20 protein-coding genes are annotated in these 19,881 nt (G+C 55.4%); 16 read left to right on the forward strand and 4 right to left on the reverse strand.

Features of this window, described 5'->3' with window-relative positions; all coding sequences use genetic code 11:
* The first annotated feature begins 111 nt into the window (after positions 1–111).
* The 9 genes from rpsP (at position 112) to TH468_RS04145 (ending at position 8,560) form a co-directional block, all read left to right on the forward strand.
* On the forward strand, positions 112–516 hold the full coding sequence (rpsP, locus tag TH468_RS04105; protein WP_007089124.1) for a 30S ribosomal protein S16: 405 nt from the start codon (positions 112–114) through the stop codon (positions 514–516).
* Positions 517–561: 45 nt separating this feature from the next.
* A complete protein-coding gene (gene rimM, locus TH468_RS04110) occupies positions 562–1,236 on the forward strand; it encodes a ribosome maturation factor RimM (protein WP_085642292.1) in 675 nt (224 codons plus the stop codon).
* Between the two features lie 3 nt (positions 1,237–1,239).
* A complete protein-coding gene (gene trmD / locus TH468_RS04115) occupies positions 1,240–1,956 on the forward strand; it encodes a tRNA (guanosine(37)-N1)-methyltransferase TrmD (RefSeq protein ID WP_007089126.1) in 717 nt (238 codons plus the stop codon).
* Positions 1,957–1,959: 3 nt separating this feature from the next.
* Positions 1,960–2,364 carry a 50S ribosomal protein L19 gene (gene rplS / locus TH468_RS04120; RefSeq protein ID WP_007089127.1) on the forward strand — a complete coding sequence of 135 codons (405 nt, stop codon included), beginning with the start codon at positions 1,960–1,962 and terminating at the stop codon, positions 2,362–2,364.
* A 581-nt stretch (positions 2,365–2,945) separates the two neighbouring features.
* The gene (gene leuC / locus TH468_RS04125) at positions 2,946–4,352 is read left to right on the forward strand and encodes a 3-isopropylmalate dehydratase large subunit (protein ID WP_085642293.1); all 1,407 of its coding nucleotides are present in this window, start codon (positions 2,946–2,948) and stop codon (positions 4,350–4,352) included.
* 11 nt (positions 4,353–4,363) lie between these two features.
* Positions 4,364–4,552: a hypothetical protein gene (locus TH468_RS04130; protein ID WP_007089129.1), complete on the forward strand. Its 189-nt coding sequence runs from the start codon at positions 4,364–4,366 to the stop codon at positions 4,550–4,552.
* A 5-nt stretch (positions 4,553–4,557) separates the two neighbouring features.
* Positions 4,558–5,169, forward strand: coding sequence for a 3-isopropylmalate dehydratase small subunit (gene leuD / locus TH468_RS04135; RefSeq protein ID WP_007089130.1), 612 nt, complete (start codon positions 4,558–4,560; stop codon positions 5,167–5,169).
* Positions 5,170–5,258: 89 nt separating this feature from the next.
* On the forward strand, positions 5,259–6,362 hold the full coding sequence (gene leuB, locus TH468_RS04140; protein ID WP_085642294.1) for a 3-isopropylmalate dehydrogenase: 1,104 nt from the start codon (positions 5,259–5,261) through the stop codon (positions 6,360–6,362).
* A 158-nt stretch (positions 6,363–6,520) separates the two neighbouring features.
* The gene (locus TH468_RS04145; protein ID WP_085642295.1) at positions 6,521–8,560 is read left to right on the forward strand and encodes a hypothetical protein; all 2,040 of its coding nucleotides are present in this window, start codon (positions 6,521–6,523) and stop codon (positions 8,558–8,560) included.
* Between the two features lie 56 nt (positions 8,561–8,616).
* Here the strand turns inward: TH468_RS04145 and sigJ are convergent, their stop codons facing one another.
* From sigJ to TH468_RS04165, 4 genes are all read right to left on the reverse strand, one after another.
* Positions 8,617–9,498, reverse strand: coding sequence for an RNA polymerase sigma factor SigJ (gene sigJ, locus TH468_RS04150; protein ID WP_246832204.1), 882 nt, complete (start codon positions 9,496–9,498; stop codon positions 8,617–8,619).
* A gap of 115 nt (positions 9,499–9,613) precedes the next feature.
* Positions 9,614–10,048, reverse strand: coding sequence for a carboxymuconolactone decarboxylase family protein (locus TH468_RS04155; protein ID WP_085642297.1), 435 nt, complete (start codon positions 10,046–10,048; stop codon positions 9,614–9,616).
* 110 nt (positions 10,049–10,158) lie between these two features.
* Entirely contained in the window at positions 10,159–10,584 is a 426-nt protein-coding gene (locus tag TH468_RS04160) for a hypothetical protein (RefSeq protein ID WP_085642298.1), read from the reverse strand.
* A gap of 146 nt (positions 10,585–10,730) precedes the next feature.
* The gene (locus TH468_RS04165; RefSeq protein ID WP_246832205.1) at positions 10,731–11,966 is read right to left on the reverse strand and encodes a cyclopropane-fatty-acyl-phospholipid synthase family protein; all 1,236 of its coding nucleotides are present in this window, start codon (positions 11,964–11,966) and stop codon (positions 10,731–10,733) included.
* 418 nt (positions 11,967–12,384) lie between these two features.
* Between TH468_RS04165 and TH468_RS04170 the strand changes: the two genes are divergently transcribed.
* The 7 genes from TH468_RS04170 to TH468_RS04200 all read left to right on the forward strand — a co-directional run bounded on the left by TH468_RS04170 (position 12,385) and on the right by TH468_RS04200 (position 19,796).
* A complete protein-coding gene (locus TH468_RS04170; protein ID WP_085642300.1) occupies positions 12,385–13,404 on the forward strand; it encodes an aspartate-semialdehyde dehydrogenase in 1,020 nt (339 codons plus the stop codon).
* Between the two features lie 172 nt (positions 13,405–13,576).
* Complete coding sequence (locus TH468_RS04175) at positions 13,577–14,530, forward strand: sugar-binding transcriptional regulator (RefSeq protein WP_085642301.1); 954 nt, start codon at positions 13,577–13,579, stop codon at positions 14,528–14,530.
* A gap of 195 nt (positions 14,531–14,725) precedes the next feature.
* Positions 14,726–16,039: a sugar ABC transporter substrate-binding protein gene (locus tag TH468_RS04180; RefSeq protein WP_007089145.1), complete on the forward strand. Its 1,314-nt coding sequence runs from the start codon at positions 14,726–14,728 to the stop codon at positions 16,037–16,039.
* A 148-nt stretch (positions 16,040–16,187) separates the two neighbouring features.
* On the forward strand, positions 16,188–17,060 hold the full coding sequence (locus TH468_RS04185; protein ID WP_007089146.1) for a carbohydrate ABC transporter permease: 873 nt from the start codon (positions 16,188–16,190) through the stop codon (positions 17,058–17,060).
* Between the two features lie 10 nt (positions 17,061–17,070).
* The gene (locus TH468_RS04190; RefSeq protein WP_085642302.1) at positions 17,071–17,901 is read left to right on the forward strand and encodes a carbohydrate ABC transporter permease; all 831 of its coding nucleotides are present in this window, start codon (positions 17,071–17,073) and stop codon (positions 17,899–17,901) included.
* Between the two features lie 39 nt (positions 17,902–17,940).
* Positions 17,941–18,948, forward strand: a complete 1,008-nt coding sequence (locus TH468_RS04195; protein ID WP_085642303.1) for an ABC transporter ATP-binding protein — start codon at positions 17,941–17,943, stop codon at positions 18,946–18,948.
* A 77-nt stretch (positions 18,949–19,025) separates the two neighbouring features.
* Positions 19,026–19,796 (forward strand): SDR family NAD(P)-dependent oxidoreductase, encoded by a 771-nt coding sequence (locus TH468_RS04200; protein WP_007089149.1) that lies wholly within the window; start codon positions 19,026–19,028, stop codon positions 19,794–19,796.
* Positions 19,797–19,881: the final 85 nt, after the last annotated feature.

Below are 19,881 nucleotides of genomic sequence, written 5' to 3' on the forward strand. Positions count from 1 at the left end.
TCAAGATTTTTCGAAAGAACCAAACACCCCGGTTCCCTGAACCGGAATAAATTGATCCTCCGGGATCGTAACTTGAAGACTACAAACCCAAGCTGAAAGGAACTTATCCGAATGGCTGTCAAGATTCGTCTTTCCCGTGGCGGTGCCAAAAAGCGTCCGTACTACCGTATCGTAGTTGCAGATGCCCGTGCCCCGCGTGACGGCAGCTTCATCGAGAAAGTCGGTACCTATGATCCGATGCTCCCGAAGGATGCTGACAACCGCGTAACCTTCAAAGAAGAGCGCATCAAATATTGGCTGGGCGTTGGCGCACAGCCGACCGATCGTGTTGCACGTTTCCTGGGCAAAGCTGGCCTGGCTGACGCGTTCAAACCGACCGAACAGCCCCAGAAGTCGGCTCCGAAAGCGAAAGCCCAGGAACGTCTTCGTGAGAAAGCTGAAAAAGCCGAAGCCGCTGCTGCTGCAGCTGCCGAAGCTGCTGCGGCTCCTGCTGAAGAAGCTGCCAGCGAAGAATAAGCTTTTCGCACGCTTTGATCAGATACCGGAAATTTGTGAACCGAAATGGCTGATACCCGCAAATCCAAAACCGACGATGCATTTGTCTGCGTCGGCATGATCACCGCCCCGCACGGGGTGCGTGGTGCCGTGCGCGTCAAAAGCTATACCGTCGATCCGGATAACCTTGTCGGTTACGGCCCGTTGTTCGACGCCAAGGGACAGGCGAAATTCAAACTGTCTCCTGTCGGACATGTTCGCGACCAGCTGATCGCCAAGATCGATGGTGTGAACGACCGGGACGCCGCCGAACGGCTGCGGGGAACCAAGCTTTACGTACCGCGGACGGCCCTGCCGGAAACGGAAGACGAAGACGAATTCTATCTTGCCGATCTTGTCGGCCTGAAAGCCCATCATGTTGATGGTTCGCTGTTCGGGACCGTACGGGGTGTGGCTGATTTTGGCGCGGGCGATGTGATCGAAATCGCGCTGGAAGAAGTCCGTGGCAAAGTCGTCGTCCTGCCGTTTACCAAGGAAGTCGTGCCCGATGTGGTGCTTTCGGAACGCAAGCTGGTGGTAAATCCGCCCGAGGGGCTTTTGCAGGAAGAAGAAGGACCGGGAAATCGTACCCGCCGTCCGGGCAGCTCCCGCAAGGACTCTCAGGCCGACCGCGATTCTGATGCCGTCACTGCCGATGCAGTAGGCGCAGAAACTGCGACCGGCAGCGGAAAGGAGGCCTGATCGATGTCTGTGTGGCAGGCCAAGGTTGCAACCCTGTTCCCGGAAATGTTCCCGGGCGCGCTCGGCCAGTCTCTGGCCGGACGGGCACTGGAAAACGGGATCTGGTCGCTGGATGTCAAAGACATCCGTGATCATGCAACCGACCGTCACCGCACTGTTGACGACAATCCTTTCGGGGGTGGGGCCGGTATGGTCATGCGCCCGGATATTGTCGACGCCACCCTGCGTGAATTGCGTGCGGAAGCTCCGCAATTGCCGCTGATTTATCTCAGCCCGCGCGGGAAAATGCTGAACCAGAAACGTTGCCGCGAACTGGCAGCGGGACCGGGTGCCATCCTGTTGTGCGGTCGTTACGAAGGTATCGACCAGCGCGTACTTGATGAACATCAGGTCGAGGAAATCAGCATTGGCGACTACATCCTCATGGGCGGCGAACTGCCGGCCATGGTCCTGATTGAATCGTGCATTCGCCTTATCGAAGGTGTGGTCAACAAGACCGAATCCGTCGACGAGGAAAGCTTTGAAACCGGGTTGCTTGAATATCCGCATTACACGCGCCCGGCCAATTGGAACGGGCGTGACGTGCCGGAGATCTTGCTTTCCGGACATCATGCCAAGGTACAAGCCTGGCGGCATGCTCAGGCAGAAGAAATTACCCGTGCTCGGCGTCCTGACCTTTGGGATCAGTATGTCGCACGCGGGCACATCAAAGAGGGTTAAACCATGACCAACGCAATCATCCAGCAGATCGAAAAAGATCAGCTCGATAAAATCGCTGCAAAACGCGAAGTTCCGGAATTCGACGCAGGCGACACCGTCCGTGTTCACCTGAAAGTCGTTGAAGGCACCCGCGAGCGTATCCAGCAGTTCGAAGGCGTCTGCATCGCCAAGAAAAACCGCGGCCTGAACTCGTCCTTCACCCTGCGTAAAATCGCATCGGGCGAAGGTGTCGAGCGTATCTTCCAGAACTACTCCCCGGCGATCGACAAAATCGAAGTCGTCCGTCGCGGTGACGTTCGTCGCGCAAAACTTTACTACCTGCGTGGCCGTACCGGTAAATCGGCGCGTATCGCCGAACAGACCACCGGTCACAAAGGCAAACTGACGGCTGCAGAACGCAAGAAATAATCTGCGTTCCGCATTGTCGGAATGATTGGCGGGCTCACCTTCGGGTGGGCCCGTTTCTTTTGGGCTGTTTCCATTGCCTGTGGTTTCGGGCGACAAACAACCGGCAAATACACTTTATGCGTGCATCATATCGAATCGCCGGTTTTCATGCCTGATCGATGTAACGCGCGGAAACCTTGCGAATAACATATAACTTTATTTTATATCAGCTATCCCTGCTTTGGCTGCCTCACCCCGGAATATGGTAGTTTTGGCTACCACAAGATGCTCAATTTTCCCCGAATCTACTTTAAGATGCAGTAGCGTAAAAAAACACGCGCCGGGTTGCTTGCGATTTGGAAGCTTGAGTGTATAAAGGCACTCCCGCGGCAAAAATGATCAAGTCCGTGCGGTTCTGGATAATAAAATTTCGCATATCGGGACAAACCCGGATGCCCGGAGGAACAGGCGACGCCGTGCGCCACATGACATCGCAATCCCAGGATTGCCGTCGTAAAAAAACATCCCCGGTTTAATGTCCTTTGCCGGCACTACTGTCTGGTCGTCGCTGCATAAAAGATCGATTTTAAGAGGAGGTCGAGATGGGTGCGCCTAAAACCCTTTTTGACAAGATTTGGGAAAGTCACGTGGTTGATACGCAGGATGATGGTACCTGCCTGATTTATATTGACCGCCATCTCGTTCATGAAGTGACCAGCCCGCAGGCTTTCGAAGGCCTTCGCAATTCTGGCCGCAAAGTGCGCCACCCGGAACTGACCCTTGCGGTTCCGGATCATAACGTTCCGACCACGGACCGTTCCGAAGGCATCAAGGAAGAAGACAGCCGTATCCAGGTCAACACCCTTGACCAGAACGCCAAGGATACCGGTATCCATTACTTCCCGATGAATGACCTGCGTCAGGGCATCGTCCACATTGTCGGCCCGGAAGAAGGTTTCACCCTGCCGGGTGTCACCATGGTCTGCGGCGATTCGCACACCTCGACCCACGGTGCATTCGGCACCCTGGCATTTGGCATCGGCACGTCCGAAGTCGAACATGTTCTGGCCACCCAGACGCTGGTTCAGAAACCTGCAAAAAACATGCTGGTCAAAGTCGAAGGCGATCTGCATCCGGGCGTTACTGCCAAGGACATCACCCTTGCCATCATCGGACGCATCGGCACGGCTGGCGGCACCGGTTATGTGATCGAATATGCCGGTTCGGCCATTCGTTCGCTGTCGATGGAAGGCCGCATGACCGTCTGCAATATGTCGATCGAAGGCGGCGCACGCGCAGGCCTGATCGCACCGGACGAAAAAACCTTTGAATATATCAAGGGCCGCCCGATGGCACCCAAAGGTGCCGCATTCGAACAGGCCGTCGAATACTGGAAGACCCTTCCGTCTGACGAAGGCGCGCATTACGACAAGATCGTCGAAATCAATGCTGCCGACATCATCCCGCAGGTCACCTGGGGCACCAGCCCGGAAGACGTCGTACCGGTTAACGGCAAAGTCCCGGCACCGTCCGACGCCAAGGATCCCGGCAAACAGAAAGCCATCGCCCGTTCGCTCGAATATATGGGCCTGACGGCTGGCACCAACATCGAAGACATCAGGATTGATCGCGTCTTTATCGGTTCCTGCACCAATGGTCGTATCGAAGACCTGCGCGCCGCGGCGGTTATCGCCAAGGGTCGCAAGGTTGCCGATCACGTCAGTGCCATGGTCGTTCCGGGTTCCGGTCTGGTCAAGGAACAGGCCGAGGCCGAAGGCCTGCACGAGATTTTCCTCGAAGCCGGTTTTGAATGGCGTGAACCGGGCTGCTCGATGTGCCTGGCGATGAACCCGGACCGACTGGAGCCGGGCGAGCGTTGCGCATCGACCTCCAACCGTAACTTCGAAGGCCGTCAGGGCCGTGGTGGCCGTACCCACCTGCTCAGCCCGGCGATGGCCGTGGCCGCAGCAGTCACCGGTCATCTGACTGACGTCCGCAAACTCGGTTAAGGCAGAAACCCATGGCAGAAAGAGCATTCATCAGTTTCCGTGACGGCGCAGCGCGCTGCGGCCGGGCACCGATCCTTGAACAGCTGCTCCCGCAGCTGACCGGGATCAACCTGCCCGAATTCGTAGCGAAGGATATCGACGCAACCGAGGAACTGATCGAGGCCCTCGGTCTTGCCTGGGAAACTGGAAGCAAGGGATAAGATTAATGGATAAGTTCACGACCCTCACCGGTGTGGCAGCACCGCTGCCGATGATCAATGTAGATACCGACATGATCATCCCGAAACAGTTCCTTAAAACCATCAAACGTTCGGGCCTTGGCAAGAACCTGTTTGATGAAATGCGCTATGACGACAAGGGCAACGAAATCCCGGATTTCGTCCTGAACAAACCGGCCTATCGCAATGCCAAGATCATCGTATCAGGTGACAACTTTGGCTGTGGTTCATCGCGCGAACATGCGCCGTGGTCGCTGCTTGATTTCGGCATTCGCTGCATCATCGCGCCAAGCTTTGCCGACATTTTCTATAACAACTGCTTCAAGAACGGCATTCTGCCGATCCGTCTGCCGCAGGAAGATGTCGACAAGCTGATGGATGACGCCGAACGCGGCGAAAACGCCACCATCACAATTGATCTTGAAAAACAGGAAATCCATGGTCCGGATGGCGGTTGCATCACGTTTGATGTCGAACCGTTCCGCAAACATTGCCTGTTGAACGGCCTTGATGACATCGGTCTGACCCTGCAGAAGGGCGACGCGATCAACGATTTCGAAGCCAAGCGCGCTGCGTCCCAGCCCTGGCTGTCGCTGTAATTCAAAGTGGCGGCAGGCCAGATCGGTCTGCCGCCCTTTTTGTCGATATGGGGTGAACGACCCCGATAATATCTGGGAAGGATTGTTTGATGAGCACCACCAAAAAAGTTCTGATGCTGCCCGGCGACGGCATTGGCCCCGAAGTCATGCGCCAGGTTCAGCGCGTCATGGACTGGATGGCCAAGAAGCGTAACGTCAATTTCGAAATCACCGAAGGTCTGATCGGCGGCGCATCAATTGATGCGCACAACAACCCGCTGACCGACGAAACGCTTGCCGATGCCATGGCGGCCGATGCGGTTCTTCTTGGTGCTGTCGGTGGTCCGAAATGGGACAACCTTCCCTTCGATATCAAACCGGAACGCGGGTTGCTTAAAATCCGCAAGGAAATGGGCCTGTTTGCCAACCTGCGTCCGGCCCTTGTGTTTGATGCGCTTGTCGGTGCCTCGACGCTGAAGGAAGACGTCGTTAAGGGTCTGGATATCATGATCCTGCGCGAATTGACCGGCGGCATCTATTTCGGTCAGCCGCGCGGCATCGAAGAACGCGACGGTGTGCGTTTTGGCTTCAACACGCTGGTTTATTCCGAGCCGGAAGTTGAACGTATCGCCCGTGTCGCCTTTGACATGGCCATGAAACGCAACAAACGCCTGTGTTCGGTCGATAAGGCCAACGTTCTGGAATCAACCGTTCTGTGGCGCGAAGTTGTTGAACGCGTTGCCAAGGACTTCCCGGAAGTCGAAGTCAGCCACATGTATGTCGATAACGCATCCATGCAGCTGGTCCGTAATCCGAAACAGTTTGACGTGATGGTCACCACCAACATGTTTGGCGACATCCTTTCCGATTGTGCCGCCATGCTGACCGGATCTCTTGGCATGCTGCCGTCCGCATCGCTGGGTGCTGCCGATGCAAGCGGTGCGCGCAAGGCGCTTTACGAGCCGGTGCACGGCTCCGCCCCGGACATCGCAGGTCAGGACATCGCAAACCCGCTGGCAACCATCCTGTCCTTCGCCATGATGCTGCGTTATTCGTTCGACATGGGCGATGATGCAACCATGATCGAAACCGCCGTTCAGAACGTTCTGAAAGGCGGGCTTCGCACCGCTGATATCATGCAGCCGGGCATGGCAAAGGTTTCGACCACCGTCATGGGCGAATCCCTGATCAACGAACTCGACAAGATCGCCTGATCTTTCCGATCACGCTTCAAAAAGACAAAGGCCGGGTCAATGATCCGGCCTTTGTCATAAGCACGTTTCCTTGACTTGTTGCGCGACAACAAAGATGTTGCCCAGGCAACTACTGTCTGCATCCCATACGTGCAGAAACATAATAAAAGCTGGATAACATGAGCAAAAAAACAGTTCTTCTTGTCGGTGGCCTTGCCGTTCTGGCCGCCGCGGGTGCCGGTCTTCACTACAAGGCGCCTGCCTATCTAGAAAACCGGTTCCGCACGATCCTCAGCAGCCCGGACTCAGACCTTCGCGGCGAATTTTCCAATTTCGAAATGTCGCTTCTAGGTCGCACATTGGCCGCCAAGAACGTCAAACTGATCGATCCTAACGGTGTGACCTACACCATCGGATCAATGCATCTCAAGCAGGTCAACTGGCTGACCCTGATCGGGGCAAACCCGTTTGGCAACGGCATTGCCGGTCAGGCCGATCTCGAAGAACTGGCAATTGCCTATGATGCCTATGGCATCACCACCCCGAAGGCGGAACTTGGCGATCTTGCGATGGACCTGGCTTCGCGCAATTTCGACATCGCCACCGGTCGTGCTGATCTGCAAAACCTGACCATTTCGGATGGCGACATCCGCCGCATCAATATTGATCACCTGCTGGCGGAAAATGCCGGTTCGGCCAATATCGATGCCCTGAACATCACCGGTTGGAAAATGGATGATCAGGAAACAAAAATCACCAGCAGCATCAACAATATGACCTTTGCCGGCTGTGCCGGACCGGCCGATCTGATCGCCAGTTTCGATCCCGACATTGCCCGCGATTTCGCCATCTGTGACGATATTTCGGCCACCACCTTGTCGTTTACCGATGACGCAGGCCTGGAAATGTCGGTTGATGCAATTGCCCTGTCGGGTCTGGAATCCCGGGTGATCAAATCCGGCACGCTGACCGGTCTGTCGATGCAGCAGCCAGACAATCCTGCCAGGCTTGCCATTGGCGAAATCTCACTTGCTGATTTCCGCGTCGATCTGACGGGTGACATGATTGATCTTGATACAAGGCTCAGCATGGCGGACGCCAGGAAGATGGTCGAAAACACCTCCTTCCAGACAATCATCGTCAAAAACCCGGTAATTTCCGACGAGGAAGTCGAAATCGCGCTCGATAATGTCACATTACGCGACATGCGTGATGGCAGGCTTGCCGGGATCGACATCACCGGAAGCCACATCACGCAGAAAACCCCGGACGGGCCCGCCAATTTCGGTCTGGACGGACTTTCCGTCACCGATCTGGATTTAATGGCAATCACCGGCTTTGGCGAAATTTACGACGTTGCCGATGAAATGGTTGGTCAACATATCGACCAGTTCGAAGATTTCACACTGGGTCAGATGAACCTGCCGCTCAGTCAGGCGCTTTACGGTGCGTTTTCCATAAATGGCCTCTCATTCTCGGGCGCGCCGGACGGTGAAAAGGTCGAAATCCGGCTCGACAGCTTCAAAAGCGCCCTTGAAAAGCCTTTCACCCCTGAAAACAGCGCACTGACATTTGTCAAAATCAACAACAGCACCCTCGAAGGGCTGCATGCCACCCTTGATGACAGCATTACCGGTGGCAACGATACCGCAATCTATCTTGGTATCAACAGCTTCGATGATCTTGTGCTGGATGTCTCCAACAGCATTATCTGGGATGAGACGGCTGGCGATTTTGTTTACAGCATCGACAAGGTTGCCCTGCGCGATATCGGTCAGATCGGCCTTTCGGTCACGGTCACCGGGATCAACGATGACGTCATGACCCGTCTTCTGAAAACCCGGATCGGCGATGACGCTGCACTCGAACAGGCCCTGACGGTTGACACGGCCTTCCGCGGTGCACGCCTTGAAATTTCAGGTGAAAAAATGTTGCCTTTTGCCCTGGGCGTTGCCTCCCTGCTTAATGGCAACACCGCCGAAGACATGAAAATGCTGGTCACCATGAACCTGATGCAGGCGCAGGAACAATTTGCCGACGACGCAACGCTTTATGATGCGTTTGGCGAATTGCTGGCATGGGTTGATGATCCGCGCCACCTGCTGATCGAACTGGCACCGCAGGAACCGGTTGCGATGGGCATGGCGGCCGGTGGCCTGATGTTCCCCCAGATGGGGGCGCAAATGCTGGGCCTTCGTATTACCGCCAACGGCCAATGACAGCCGCAGAATAAAAATAACGGGCCGGATCGTGATGATCCGGCCCGTTTTCATGTTCACGATCCAAGATCATCGAAACGCGCCAGTTTGTCGGGGTTTCGGTGGATGAAAACATCCGTTATTGCGTTTTGGTGCATGGCCATACTGATGGCGGTCGCCACCCGGTCGCCTTCACGCACAAGCACCCAGTATTCCTGCCCGTCAACGGTCCTGAATTCAATGTCTTGCACCGGATTCTTGCGCCAGAGACCGACAAAGAACCGCGCAACCTTATCTGCACCGAATATCGGATTAACTGCGGCACTTGCCTTGCCTCCGCCATCGGAATGCATGATCACGTTCGGGGCCAGTTGCCCGATCAACGCGTTCAGATCACCGTGGATCAGGGCATCGACAAAGGCTGTGACCTGTTCCCTGTTTGCGGTCTCGCTATCTGGAACGGGGGTTGGATCACGGTCGTCTTCGCGGTTCACCCTGCGGCGTGCGCGAAACAGGATCTGGCGGGTATTGTTTTCGGTCCGCTCGATCACCGGGGCGATATCTTCGTGTGACCAGTCAAAAACGTCGTGCAGAACAAGTGCCACCCGTTCAACCGGTCCCAACCGTTCCAGCATCATGACATAGGCCTGCCCCAGGCCATCCCGTTCGATCAGGTTGTTTTCCGCTTCAGGAAAAACTGGCGGCACCCAGGGTTCGGGCAACCATTGCCCGACATAATGTTCACGCCTGCGACGTGCCGATTTCAGAACATCAAGGCAGATATTGCTGCAGACCCGCACCAGCCAGCCGGTCGCATCGCGGATGTCATCCTTTGCCGCCGCCCGCCAGCGTAACCAGACATCCTGCACGGCATCTTCGGCATCGGCATGGCTGCCCAGCATACGATAAGCAAGGGCATGCAGCCGCCCGCGATGGGTTTCGAAAACCTGATCTGCCATGCGATCCCCGTCAAACACATGAAGCGATACGGGACAGGCCCGTATCGCCGATTTGGAGGTCATCCTGCCCGATAGGTCTGACGAAGCAAAGACCCTATCGGATCGGGGATTGCGATCAGGCAAACTCATGCTGCGCAATACCAAGACGGTTCCAGGCATTCATCGTTGAAATGATGCAGGTCAGCTCGGAAATGGCGTCTTTTTCGAAATGATCGACAAGATTGCGATAGCTTTGCGAAATACGGTCCTGATCCACCGCCTCGGTCAGGCATTCGGCCCAGTCAAGTGCTGCCCGTTCGGCTTCGTCATATCCCTTGGCCGCGCGCCAGACCGCCAGCATGGTCACCTTGATCGCATCGCCGCCGTGATCGGCATGACTTTTGGAATGCATGCGCAGGCAATGCGAACATCCATTGATTTGCGACACTCGGCATTCCAGCAGATCGCGCAGGACACGCGGGATCTGCGGGTTATCTTCAAGGCTGCTGGCAAGACCCAGCATCGCTTCAAAAATTTTCGGGCTCGATTTCGGAACGTCAAAACGGCTCATCATGTTTCTCCGTGATTGCAAACCGGGGGGAATCTCCCTCTGCAATCAGGACGAAACAGCTATGGTCCGCGTTACATATCTGGCAAAAAAATTTTATCGCGCCCGAAATTCTATACGATGCGGGTCTTTTTCAAGGCTTCGACGACCTCTTCATGCATGACCCAATGCCAGTCTTCGCTATTTTGCTGTTCACCATCTGCCAGCGTAAAGACCGCCGCCAGATAATCGCTGACATCGGATTTGCACATCGGCAATTCGGCCGCGAGGGCGATTTTTTGCGCCAATTTGCCGTATTTCCTGTTCCCGATCCGGGACCCGAAATGACCAATCGTATTTGCCAGTTGATTACCGGTAATTTCGCGCCCCGGTGCCTTGGCATGGGCGCGCAGCATGTCGCGTTCGCAACTTGACATATCAATGGATCGAAGCGCCCGGACATAGTCCTCAACGCGGCCGATATGGGGGCCGGTGCGATGGGTGATCTGGGTGGAATATGCACGTGCGCCCGGGGTTTCCCGGTGAGTCATGTTCTGCATGTTGTTTCCTCCCGAAGGAACAACCGGATGGTCGCGTTCTACACCGTGCCGGTTGTTTCACGGTTCACGCTGTCCGGGCTCTTTGGCCCGTTAATAATGTTATATGGGTCGGACTGCCGCAAAACGACAGCCCGACCGATGCGTTTTTACGTAAAACGATAACCGGGTTTGGTGAAAACAAACTGCCCGACCCGCATCCCCCCACCGCCTTCACGCTCGTCAAAGGCATTGATGCAGCCCGCCAGATAAAACTCCCACATCCGTTTGAATTCGGTGTCGTATTTTTCCGGGTCAAGCTGATCGGCAATCTCGCGGAACCGGTCGCGCCACGCGACCAAAGTTCGGGCATAGTTCAGTCCGGCATGGAAATGCGATGCTTCGACTTTAAGGTCGGCGTTTTCCGCAGCCTCGATCACTTCATGCACCGCCGGAATATAACCACCGGGGAAAATATAGCGATCAATCCACGGCGATGTGAATTCCGGGCGCGGCTTGATGATCGTATGGATCACCGCCCGCCCCCCGGCTTTCAGCAATTTGCCGACCTTCTCGAAATAGGTTTTGAACTGCGGCCGCCCGACATGTTCAAACATGCCAACCGAAACAACCCGGTCGTATTTCCCTTCATTCGCATCGGCAAACAACCGGTAATCCAGAAGATGATATCCAAGACCTTCGTGGAAGTTATCTGGCAGTTCCGCCTTGCGTTCGAGCGCCCAGTTATATTGTTCGGTCGACAGGGTGATCCCGTGCACCTCCGCCCCGGTGGTCCGCCGGATAAAGCGGCTAAGCCCGCCCCAGCCGCACCCGACATCAACCACCCGAAGGCCCGGCTGGTCAATCTTCAGCCGCTGGGTGGTCAAAGTCATTTTGCGGTTCTGCGCCTCTTCCAGCGTCTGGGCACCATCGTCCCAGAATGCGCAGGAATACTGCATTTCCGGATCAAGGAAACGGGTATAAAGGTCATTCCCGATATCATAATGATGGCGCACGCGCCGGGACGCGGCCTTGACCGAGGTAAATTGCGCGATCTGGAATTTAAGCGATTGCAGCTTTTCGATAAACAGGCCAAATCCGTTTGCCGAATGGCCGCCTTCGAAATTAAGCCGCAAGACCCTGATCAGGTCTTCCATCTCGCCCGATATCACTTCAAAACCGCCACGCATATAAGACTCGCCAAATCCCGGATCGGGACTTAGCGCCATTTTCAATGTGTCGGTCCAGTTCGGTACAGTCATTGTTGCCCTGGGAGCGCTGCCATCCCCCAGAACAATCTCGTGTCTATCGTCCGCCCGGAATACCAGTGTTCCGCGCGTGACATGTTCCCGAAAAAAGTCGAGAACCTTTTTCTGTGTCCAGTCCAGTGTCATCGGGTACGTCATCTGCCGTCCTTTTTAAGCCGGAAATGCCATCGCCCCACGTAAAACCCGTCGCCGGATTTCACATAAGTACCGGACCCTAAATCAGGATCGTCTGGTCAATCGTTCGAAAAGGAAATGCTGAAACGGCTACTTGGTGCGCCGCGTACCCGCAGACAGTGAAAACAGAAAACTCAAAGCCGGGGCCGAACGATTCTGATTTAGGGTTCGGTACTCGAACCCCGTGGGTAATTCTGCCAGAATTTTTTGCAATCTCAAGAGGTAAAAGCCAACGAACTCCTTGCGTGGTACTCCATAAAACCTTACATCTCGCCCCATACTGTACAGACGATTATCCACAGGCATATGCAAATCACGACGCCCCATACCAAAGAGGGGCAACGCGTATAAGCAATGCCAGAAAGACTGAAAGAGGCTCCTGATGGGCTATAAAATCGCCGTTGTCGGCGCGACCGGAAATGTCGGGCGCGAGATGCTCAATACGCTTGAAGAACGCCAATTTCCGGCCGATGAAATTTTCGCACTCGCCTCCTCGCGTTCGGTCGGCCGCGAACTGGATTACGGTGACAAGGAAATCAAGGTCGTAGATGCCGCAACCTTCGATTTTTCCAAGGTCGATATCGCGCTGTTCTCTGCCGGTGGCGCAACGGCCAGAACGCTGGCGCCCAAGGCTGCTGCTGCGGGTTGCGTTGTCATCGACAATTCCAGCTACTGGCGAATGGAACCCGGTGTACCGCTGGTCGTGCCAGAAGTAAATGGTGCCGCGCTGGCCGGTTACGCCAAGAAAAACATCATCGCCAATCCGAACTGCTCGACCATTCAGATGGTCATGGCGCTTAAACCCCTGCACGACCTGCAACCGATCAAACGCGTTGTCGTTGCAACCTATCAGTCGGTTTCTGGTGCCGGTCGGTTGGCGATGGATGAACTGTTCAATCAGACCAAGGGCATTTACGTCAACGATCTGCCGGTCAAAGAACAGTTCACCAAACAGATCGCCTTTAACGTCATCCCGCATATCGACGAATTCATGGATGACGGTGCGACCCGCGAAGAATGGAAAATGACCGCCGAAACCCGCAAGATCCTTGATCCGGATATCGCGGTCCATGCGACCTGCGTGCGGGTGCCGGTCTTTGTCGGCCATGCCGAAGCCATCAATATCGAATTCGAACAGCCGGTCACCGTCGAAGAAGCCCGCAAGGCAATGAAAGCTTTCCCCGGTGTTTCCGTGGTGGATTACCGCCAGGACGAGGGATATGTCACACCGCAGGAAGTCCAGGGCGAAGATAATGTTTTCGTCTCGCGCGTGCGCAAGGACCCGACGGTCGAAAACGGTCTTTCGCTGTGGTGTGTGGGCGACAACCTGCGCAAAGGGGCCGCCCTTAACGCGGTTCAGATCGCCGAAATGCTGGTCGCGGAATATCTGCCAAAGAAATAATCGCGCCCCTAATAAACGTCTTCGAAACCCGCCGGGATCGGCGGGTTTCTTTTTGCCCGGATCATTCCCGCTGGTCAGAACCGCAAAAAAACGATAGGGAATTTATATCGATTAACCGGCGCTCCCGCCATCAGCGCTGCGATCCATAAAGAAAAATAAATCGAGGACAGGGATGGTAAAACGAACACGCAAAGAAGCTGCAAGGCTTGACGAAGCCGCCCGCGCGGGTTGGCTTTATTATTGCGCCGGCAACACGCAGGACGAAATCGCCACCAAACTTGGCGTTTCACGCCCCACCGCACAGCGTCTGGTGTCTGCCGCCATTAGCGAAGGTCTGGTCAAAGTCCGCCTTGATCATCCGATTGCGCGCTGCATGGAACTGGCTGCATCGCTGTGCGAGCAATTTGGCCTAGCCAACTGCGAAGTGGTGCCGACCGATCCCGCCGCCCCCGATGCCATGTTTGGCATGGCGCAGACGGCCGCGACCTATCTTGAACGCGTTCTGCAATCCCCCAATCCCAAGATCATTGCGATTGGCACGGGGCGTGCGATGCGCGGCATGGTCGATGAAGTTCAACGCGTCGATGCCCGCCATCACAAGATCGTATCCCTTGTCGGGACCATTGCCCATGACGGGGCTGCAAGTTTCTATGATGCGGTCACCGATCTGGCGGATCGCACCCGCGCGCCTCACTATCCATTGCCGATCCCGGTAATTGTCGAAAGTGCCGATGTGCGCGCCCAGATGCAGCAACAACCGCCGATGGACAATATCATGCATCTTGCCGCCAAGGCCGATGTGCGTTTTGTCGGGGTGGGTGATCTTGGCGCCGATGCACCGCTTTATATCGATGGCTTCATCAGCAGGGATGAATTGCAATCCCTGCAAAAAAACGGCGGTATCGGCGAAGTCGTCAGCTGGTCATTTGATGAAAATGGCGCGATCCTTGATCACGATGTCAATCACCGCGTCACCAGTGCGCCAATCCATATTCCCGCGCAAAACACGATTGCCGTCGCCAAGGGGGCCAAAAAGGTCGCCGCGATTCGCGGGGCAATGCGCGGCAAACTGATCACCACACTGATCACCGACGAAGCCACCGCCGAAGCTTTGCTGCAAAGCTAGGCACCGCAAAACACGTTTTGAATCAATACAGAAATCAACCCCGCCAAAGCTTTTGGCGGGGTTTTCTTGTTGCAGCGCAAAAACGATTTCGTTTGACAAGGCATCCTTAAATTGAGTGAATGCTCATTACCTGAACAAATGATCAAACGGGCAAGATAATTTGCCCATCGGGTACACAGTCCTTTGGGAGGAACTATGAAACGCGTAACGGGAGCAGCGCTTTGCGCGCTGTTGGCAGGCGGTGTCGCATTCTCCGCCAATGCCGAAACAAAACTTACCATTGCTACCGTGAACAACGGTGACATGATCCGCATGCAAAAGCTGACGGATGACTTCACCTCCAAAAACCCCGACATTTCCCTTGAATGGGTTACGCTCGAAGAAAACACCCTGCGTCAGCGTGTTACCACCGACATCGCCACCAAGGGCGGTCAGTATGACATCATGACCATCGGCACCTACGAGGTTCCGATCTGGGCCGAAAAGGGCTGGCTGGCACCGCTCGATAACCTTGGTGCCGATTACGATACCGATGACATCATGCCCGCCATCCGTTCCGCCGTAAGCAACGATGGCAAGCTTTATGCGGCACCTTTCTATGCCGAAAGCTCGATGATGATGTACCGCACCGATCTGTTTGAAAAAGCAGGCATCACCATCAATGGTCGCCTGACCTGGGACCAGACTCTCGACATCGCCAAAAAGCTTCATGACCCGGATAACGGTGTTTATGGCATCTGCCTGCGCGGCAAGGCCGGCTGGGGCGAAAACATGGCGCTGATCACCACCATGGGCAATGCCTATGGCGCACGCCTGTTTGACGAGAACTGGAACCCGACCTTCGACAGTGCCGAATGGAAAAACGCCCTCGACATGTATGTCGAAATTCTCGGCAAATATGGTCCTCCGGGCGCAACCTCGAACGGCTTTAACGAAAACCTTTCGCTGTTCAACTCGGGCAAATGCGGCATGTGGATTGATGCAACCGTTGCAGCATCCTTTGTCAGCAACCCCAAAGAATCGACCGTTGCCGACAAGGTCGGCTTCACCGAAGCCCCCTGTGCTGAGACCTGCACTGGTGCCAACTGGCTCTGGGCATGGAACCTTGGCATTCCGACCGGCTCCCAGAAAGTCGAAGCCGCCCAGAAATTCATCGCTTGGGCAACCTCGAAAGACTATCTCGAACTCGTAGCCTCCAAAGAAGGCTGGGCCAACGTTCCGCCGGGTACCCGTATGTCCCTGTACGAAAACCCGAAATATCTGGAAGCCGCACCTTTCGCTGACGAAACCCTTCTCGCCATCGACAGTGCCGATCCGATCAATTCGACCATGAAGCCGAAGCCCTATGTCGGCGTTCAGTTTGCCGCGATCCCTGAATTCCAGGGTATCGGCACCACGGTAGGCCAGCAGTTCTCTGCCGCATTGGCCGGTTCCTCGACTGTTGAAGATGCGCTTGCATCCGCACAGTCAAGCACCGACCGCACCATGCGCAAGGCTGGTTACTACTGATGCATGACGGGCCAGGATGCCGCACCTAGTGCAATGAATTCTGGCCTGTGCCTCCTTGACCTGATGAACTTGGGGTGGCGGCACTTCTGACCGCCACCCTCTTTCCATCCGGATCGAGGCAACAGGGACTTCAAACAGGGAGCACATCATGTCGACACGGTCCTCTACCCTGACCGGGCGCATTATGTCTGCACCGTCGATCATCGCCTTGTTTTTGTGGATGATCGTGCCGTTGGGCATGACAATTTATTTTTCGTTCCTGCGTTACAACCTTCTTTCGCCCGGTATGGAAGAATGGGTTGGTACGCTGAACTATGAATTCTTCCTGACCGACCCGGCGTTCTTTGCGTCGCTGGCCAATACGCTTCTGCTTGTCGGATCGGTACTTGTGATCACGGTGGTCGGCGGTGTTCTGCTGGGCCTGATGCTTGATCAGCCGATTTTCGGCCGCGGTATCCTGCGCCTGCTGGTGATTGCCCCCTTCTTCATCATGCCGACCGTGAATGCGCTGGTTTGGAAAAACCTTCTGATGCATCCGGTGTCGGGCATGTTTGCCTGGATTGCCAATTCGCTTGGCTTCCAGTCAATCGACTGGTTTTCCGAAGCCCCGCTAACGGCCATCATCATCATGGTATCGTGGCAATGGCTGCCCTTTGCCGTGCTGATCCTGCTGACCGCCCTTCAATCGCTTGACCGCGACCAAAAGGAAGCCGCCCAGATGGATGGTGCCGGCCCGGTTTCGATTTTCTTCTATATCACGCTACCCCACCTCAGCCGTGCGATCACGGTGGTCGTGCTGATCGAAACGATCTTCCTGCTGACCGTGTTTGCCGAGATTTTCGTGACAACCGGTGGCGGTCCCGGGCTTGCAACCACCAATATCGCCTTCCTCGTCTATACGCAGGCCCTGCTGCAATACGACATTGGCGGCGCATCGGCGGGCGGTATCGTTGCTGTCGTTCTGGCAAATATCGTGGCGATCTTCCTGATCCGCCTCATTGGCAAGAACCTGGACAGGTAGGGGACACGAGATGGAAAACAAACAAACAGCCCTTGGCCATATCGGTTTTTCGATCTTTGCCTGGATTGTCGGGCTTCTGATTTTCTTCCCGATTTTCTGGATGGTCCTGACCAGCTTCAAGACCGAGCTTGAAGCCGTATCGATCCCGCCAAGCTTCATGTCGTTCGACTGGACGCTGGAAAACTACGCCGAGGTACAGGCACGGTCCGATTATTTCCGCTTTGCCATGAATTCGGTCATCCTCTCGGTTGGCTCCACCCTGGTGGGTCTGCTTTTTGCCGTGCCCTGTGCATGGGCGATGGCATTCAATCCGACCAAACGGACCAAGGATGCCCTGCTCTGGATGCTGTCGACCAAGATGATGCCGCCGGTTGGCGTATTGGTCCCGATCTATCTGGTGTTTCGCGACTGGGGCCTGCTCGATACCCGGTTCGGTCTGATCATGGTTCTGTTCCTGATGAACCTGCCGATCATGGTCTGGATGCTTTACACCTATTTCAAGGAAATCCCGTCCGACATCCTTGAAGCCGCCCGCATGGATGGGGCCACTTTGCCCAAGGAAATCATCTTTGTGCTGTTGCCAATGGCGGTTCCGGGCATTGCATCGACCATGCTGCTCAACATCATCCTGGCCTGGAACGAAGCTTTCTGGACCCTGAATCTGACCACCGCCGATGCTGCCCCGCTGACCGCTTTCATTGCCTCCTATTCCAGTCCCGAAGGGCTGTTCTGGGCAAAGCTTTCAGCCGCATCGACGATGGCGGTTGCACCGATTCTGATCATCGGCTGGTTCTCGCAGAAACAGCTTGTTCGTGGCCTGACATTTGGCGCGGTCAAGTAACCGCCGCCTGATCGAAATTCAACAAGAAGGAACACCGAAATGGGTGCTATCCGACTGGAAAAAGTCAAGAAAACCTTTGGAACGCTGGATGTTATTCCGGGTGTTGATCTTGATATCAATGATGGTGAATTTGTTGTCTTTGTCGGCCCATCAGGCTGTGGCAAATCCACTTTGCTGCGCCTGATCGCCGGTCTTGAAGACGTCACTGATGGCAAAATCCTGATCAACGGTACTGACGTCGCCAACGAGGCACCGGCAAAACGCGGTCTTTCGATGGTGTTTCAGTCCTACGCGCTTTATCCGCACATGACGGTCTATAACAACATTGCCTTTGGCCTGAAAATGGCCGGGGAAAGCAAGGCTGTCATCGACGAAAAGGTCCAGAACGCGGCCAAAATCCTTAACCTGACAGACTATCTGGAACGCCGCCCCGGCGCGCTTTCCGGGGGGCAGCGCCAGCGTGTCGCAATCGGTCGTGCGATTGTGCGTAACCCGGCGGCCTTTCTGTTTGATGAACCGCTCTCAAACCTTGATGCAGCCCTTCGCGTCAATATGCGCCTTGAAATCACCGGCCTTCATCAGGAACTGAAAACCACGATGATCTATGTGACCCACGATCAGGTCGAAGCCATGACCATGGCCGACAAGATTGTTGTGTTGCAGGCAGGTCGGGTGGAGCAGGTCGGCAAACCGATGGAACTGTATAACAATCCCGCCAACAAGTTTGTCGCGGGCTTTATCGGGTCGCCGAAAATGAACTTCCTCGGTGGCGACTACGCCCGAAAATATGACTGCCACGAAGTCGGCATTCGCCCCGAACATGTCGCCGTCAGTACCGAAAGCGGCGATCTTCCCGCAACCGTCAAGATTGCCGAACATCTTGGTGCCGAAACCTATCTGCACGTCAATGCAGACGGCTTTGGGCCGATGACCGTGCGTGCAACCGGCGAAGTTCCGCTGGGCGAACATGACAAGATCTGGCTGACCCCGGAACGGGACCGCATCCATCGTTTTGACGCGAACGGCATCGCACTGGGCAAGCTCTAGGATTTCCAAACAACCGGGCCGCATTACCCCACACGCCGTGCGACCCCGCCTGACCACCACAAGAATGTGAGACCAAAATGTACCTTAAAAAGTTCGATCTTACCGGACGCCGCGCCTATGTCACCGGGGGCGGTCGCGCAATTGGCCTGTCATGCTGCGAGGCACTGGCCGAAGCAGGCGCGCATGTCATTATCGGTGACATCAGCGAAGGTGTGGCCGAAGAAGGCCGTGATTACCTGAAATCAAAGGGCTACACCGCCGATATCGACATCATGGATGTCACCAACACCGATCAGGTCCGCACCAGTGCCGAAAAAATGGGCCGTGAAGGCGGCGTGGACATTCTGGTCAACAATGCCGGTATCGCACGTTCCGAAACCCCGGCTGAAACCGTGACCGATGAACATTGGCTTAACGTCATTGACGTCAACCTGAACGGCACATTCTGGTGCTGCCGCGAATTTGGCAAACAGATGCTGGCCAAGAAAAACGGTGTGATCGTCAATGTCGGCTCCATGTCGGGCTTCATCGTCAACAAGCCGCAGGAACAGGCCTATTACAATGCATCCAAGGCCGCCGTGCATCATCTGACCAAATCGCTGGCTGCCGAATGGGGCGGACGCGGCGTGCGCGTCAATGCGGTTGCACCGACCTATATCGCAACACCGCTAAATGAATTCGTGAAATCCAAGCCGGACATGTATGACGCCTGGATCAATGGTACCCCGATGGCCCGCCTTGGCCTGACCGAGGAAATCGGATCGGTTGTGCTGTTCCTGGCATCCGACGCGTCCAGCCTGATGACCGGCTCCATTGTCCTGGCTGATGGGGGTTATACCTGCTGGTAAGGCACAGGTAAAACTGTTGATCGCATTGTCCTGAAGCTTCTGCGATCAGGTCAGGACCGTGGTGGAACGGGGCGTGGTTGTGGGA

The sequence above is a fragment of the Thalassospira sp. MCCC 1A03138 genome, assembly GCF_002115785.1.
Taxonomy (GTDB): domain Bacteria; phylum Pseudomonadota; class Alphaproteobacteria; order Rhodospirillales; family Thalassospiraceae; genus Thalassospira.

Coding starts and splice junctions, on each gene's coding strand:
- rpsP (WP_007089124.1), top strand. CDS start 112: ATGGCTGTCAAGATTCGTCTTTCCCGTGGCGGTGCCAAAAAGCGTCCG.
- rimM (WP_085642292.1), top strand. CDS start 562: ATGGCTGATACCCGCAAATCCAAAACCGACGATGCATTTGTCTGCGTC.
- trmD (WP_007089126.1), top strand. CDS start 1,240: ATGTCTGTGTGGCAGGCCAAGGTTGCAACCCTGTTCCCGGAAATGTTC.
- rplS (WP_007089127.1), top strand. CDS start 1,960: ATGACCAACGCAATCATCCAGCAGATCGAAAAAGATCAGCTCGATAAA.
- leuC (WP_085642293.1), top strand. CDS start 2,946: ATGGGTGCGCCTAAAACCCTTTTTGACAAGATTTGGGAAAGTCACGTG.
- TH468_RS04130 (WP_007089129.1), top strand. CDS start 4,364: ATGGCAGAAAGAGCATTCATCAGTTTCCGTGACGGCGCAGCGCGCTGC.
- leuD (WP_007089130.1), top strand. CDS start 4,558: ATGGATAAGTTCACGACCCTCACCGGTGTGGCAGCACCGCTGCCGATG.
- leuB (WP_085642294.1), top strand. CDS start 5,259: ATGAGCACCACCAAAAAAGTTCTGATGCTGCCCGGCGACGGCATTGGC.
- TH468_RS04145 (WP_085642295.1), top strand. CDS start 6,521: ATGAGCAAAAAAACAGTTCTTCTTGTCGGTGGCCTTGCCGTTCTGGCC.
- sigJ (WP_246832204.1), bottom strand. CDS start 9,498: ATGGCAGATCAGGTTTTCGAAACCCATCGCGGGCGGCTGCATGCCCTT.
- TH468_RS04155 (WP_085642297.1), bottom strand. CDS start 10,048: ATGAGCCGTTTTGACGTTCCGAAATCGAGCCCGAAAATTTTTGAAGCG.
- TH468_RS04160 (WP_085642298.1), bottom strand. CDS start 10,584: ATGCAGAACATGACTCACCGGGAAACCCCGGGCGCACGTGCATATTCC.
- TH468_RS04165 (WP_246832205.1), bottom strand. CDS start 11,966: ATGACGTACCCGATGACACTGGACTGGACACAGAAAAAGGTTCTCGAC.
- TH468_RS04170 (WP_085642300.1), top strand. CDS start 12,385: ATGGGCTATAAAATCGCCGTTGTCGGCGCGACCGGAAATGTCGGGCGC.
- TH468_RS04175 (WP_085642301.1), top strand. CDS start 13,577: ATGGTAAAACGAACACGCAAAGAAGCTGCAAGGCTTGACGAAGCCGCC.
- TH468_RS04180 (WP_007089145.1), top strand. CDS start 14,726: ATGAAACGCGTAACGGGAGCAGCGCTTTGCGCGCTGTTGGCAGGCGGT.
- TH468_RS04185 (WP_007089146.1), top strand. CDS start 16,188: ATGTCGACACGGTCCTCTACCCTGACCGGGCGCATTATGTCTGCACCG.
- TH468_RS04190 (WP_085642302.1), top strand. CDS start 17,071: ATGGAAAACAAACAAACAGCCCTTGGCCATATCGGTTTTTCGATCTTT.
- TH468_RS04195 (WP_085642303.1), top strand. CDS start 17,941: ATGGGTGCTATCCGACTGGAAAAAGTCAAGAAAACCTTTGGAACGCTG.
- TH468_RS04200 (WP_007089149.1), top strand. CDS start 19,026: ATGTACCTTAAAAAGTTCGATCTTACCGGACGCCGCGCCTATGTCACC.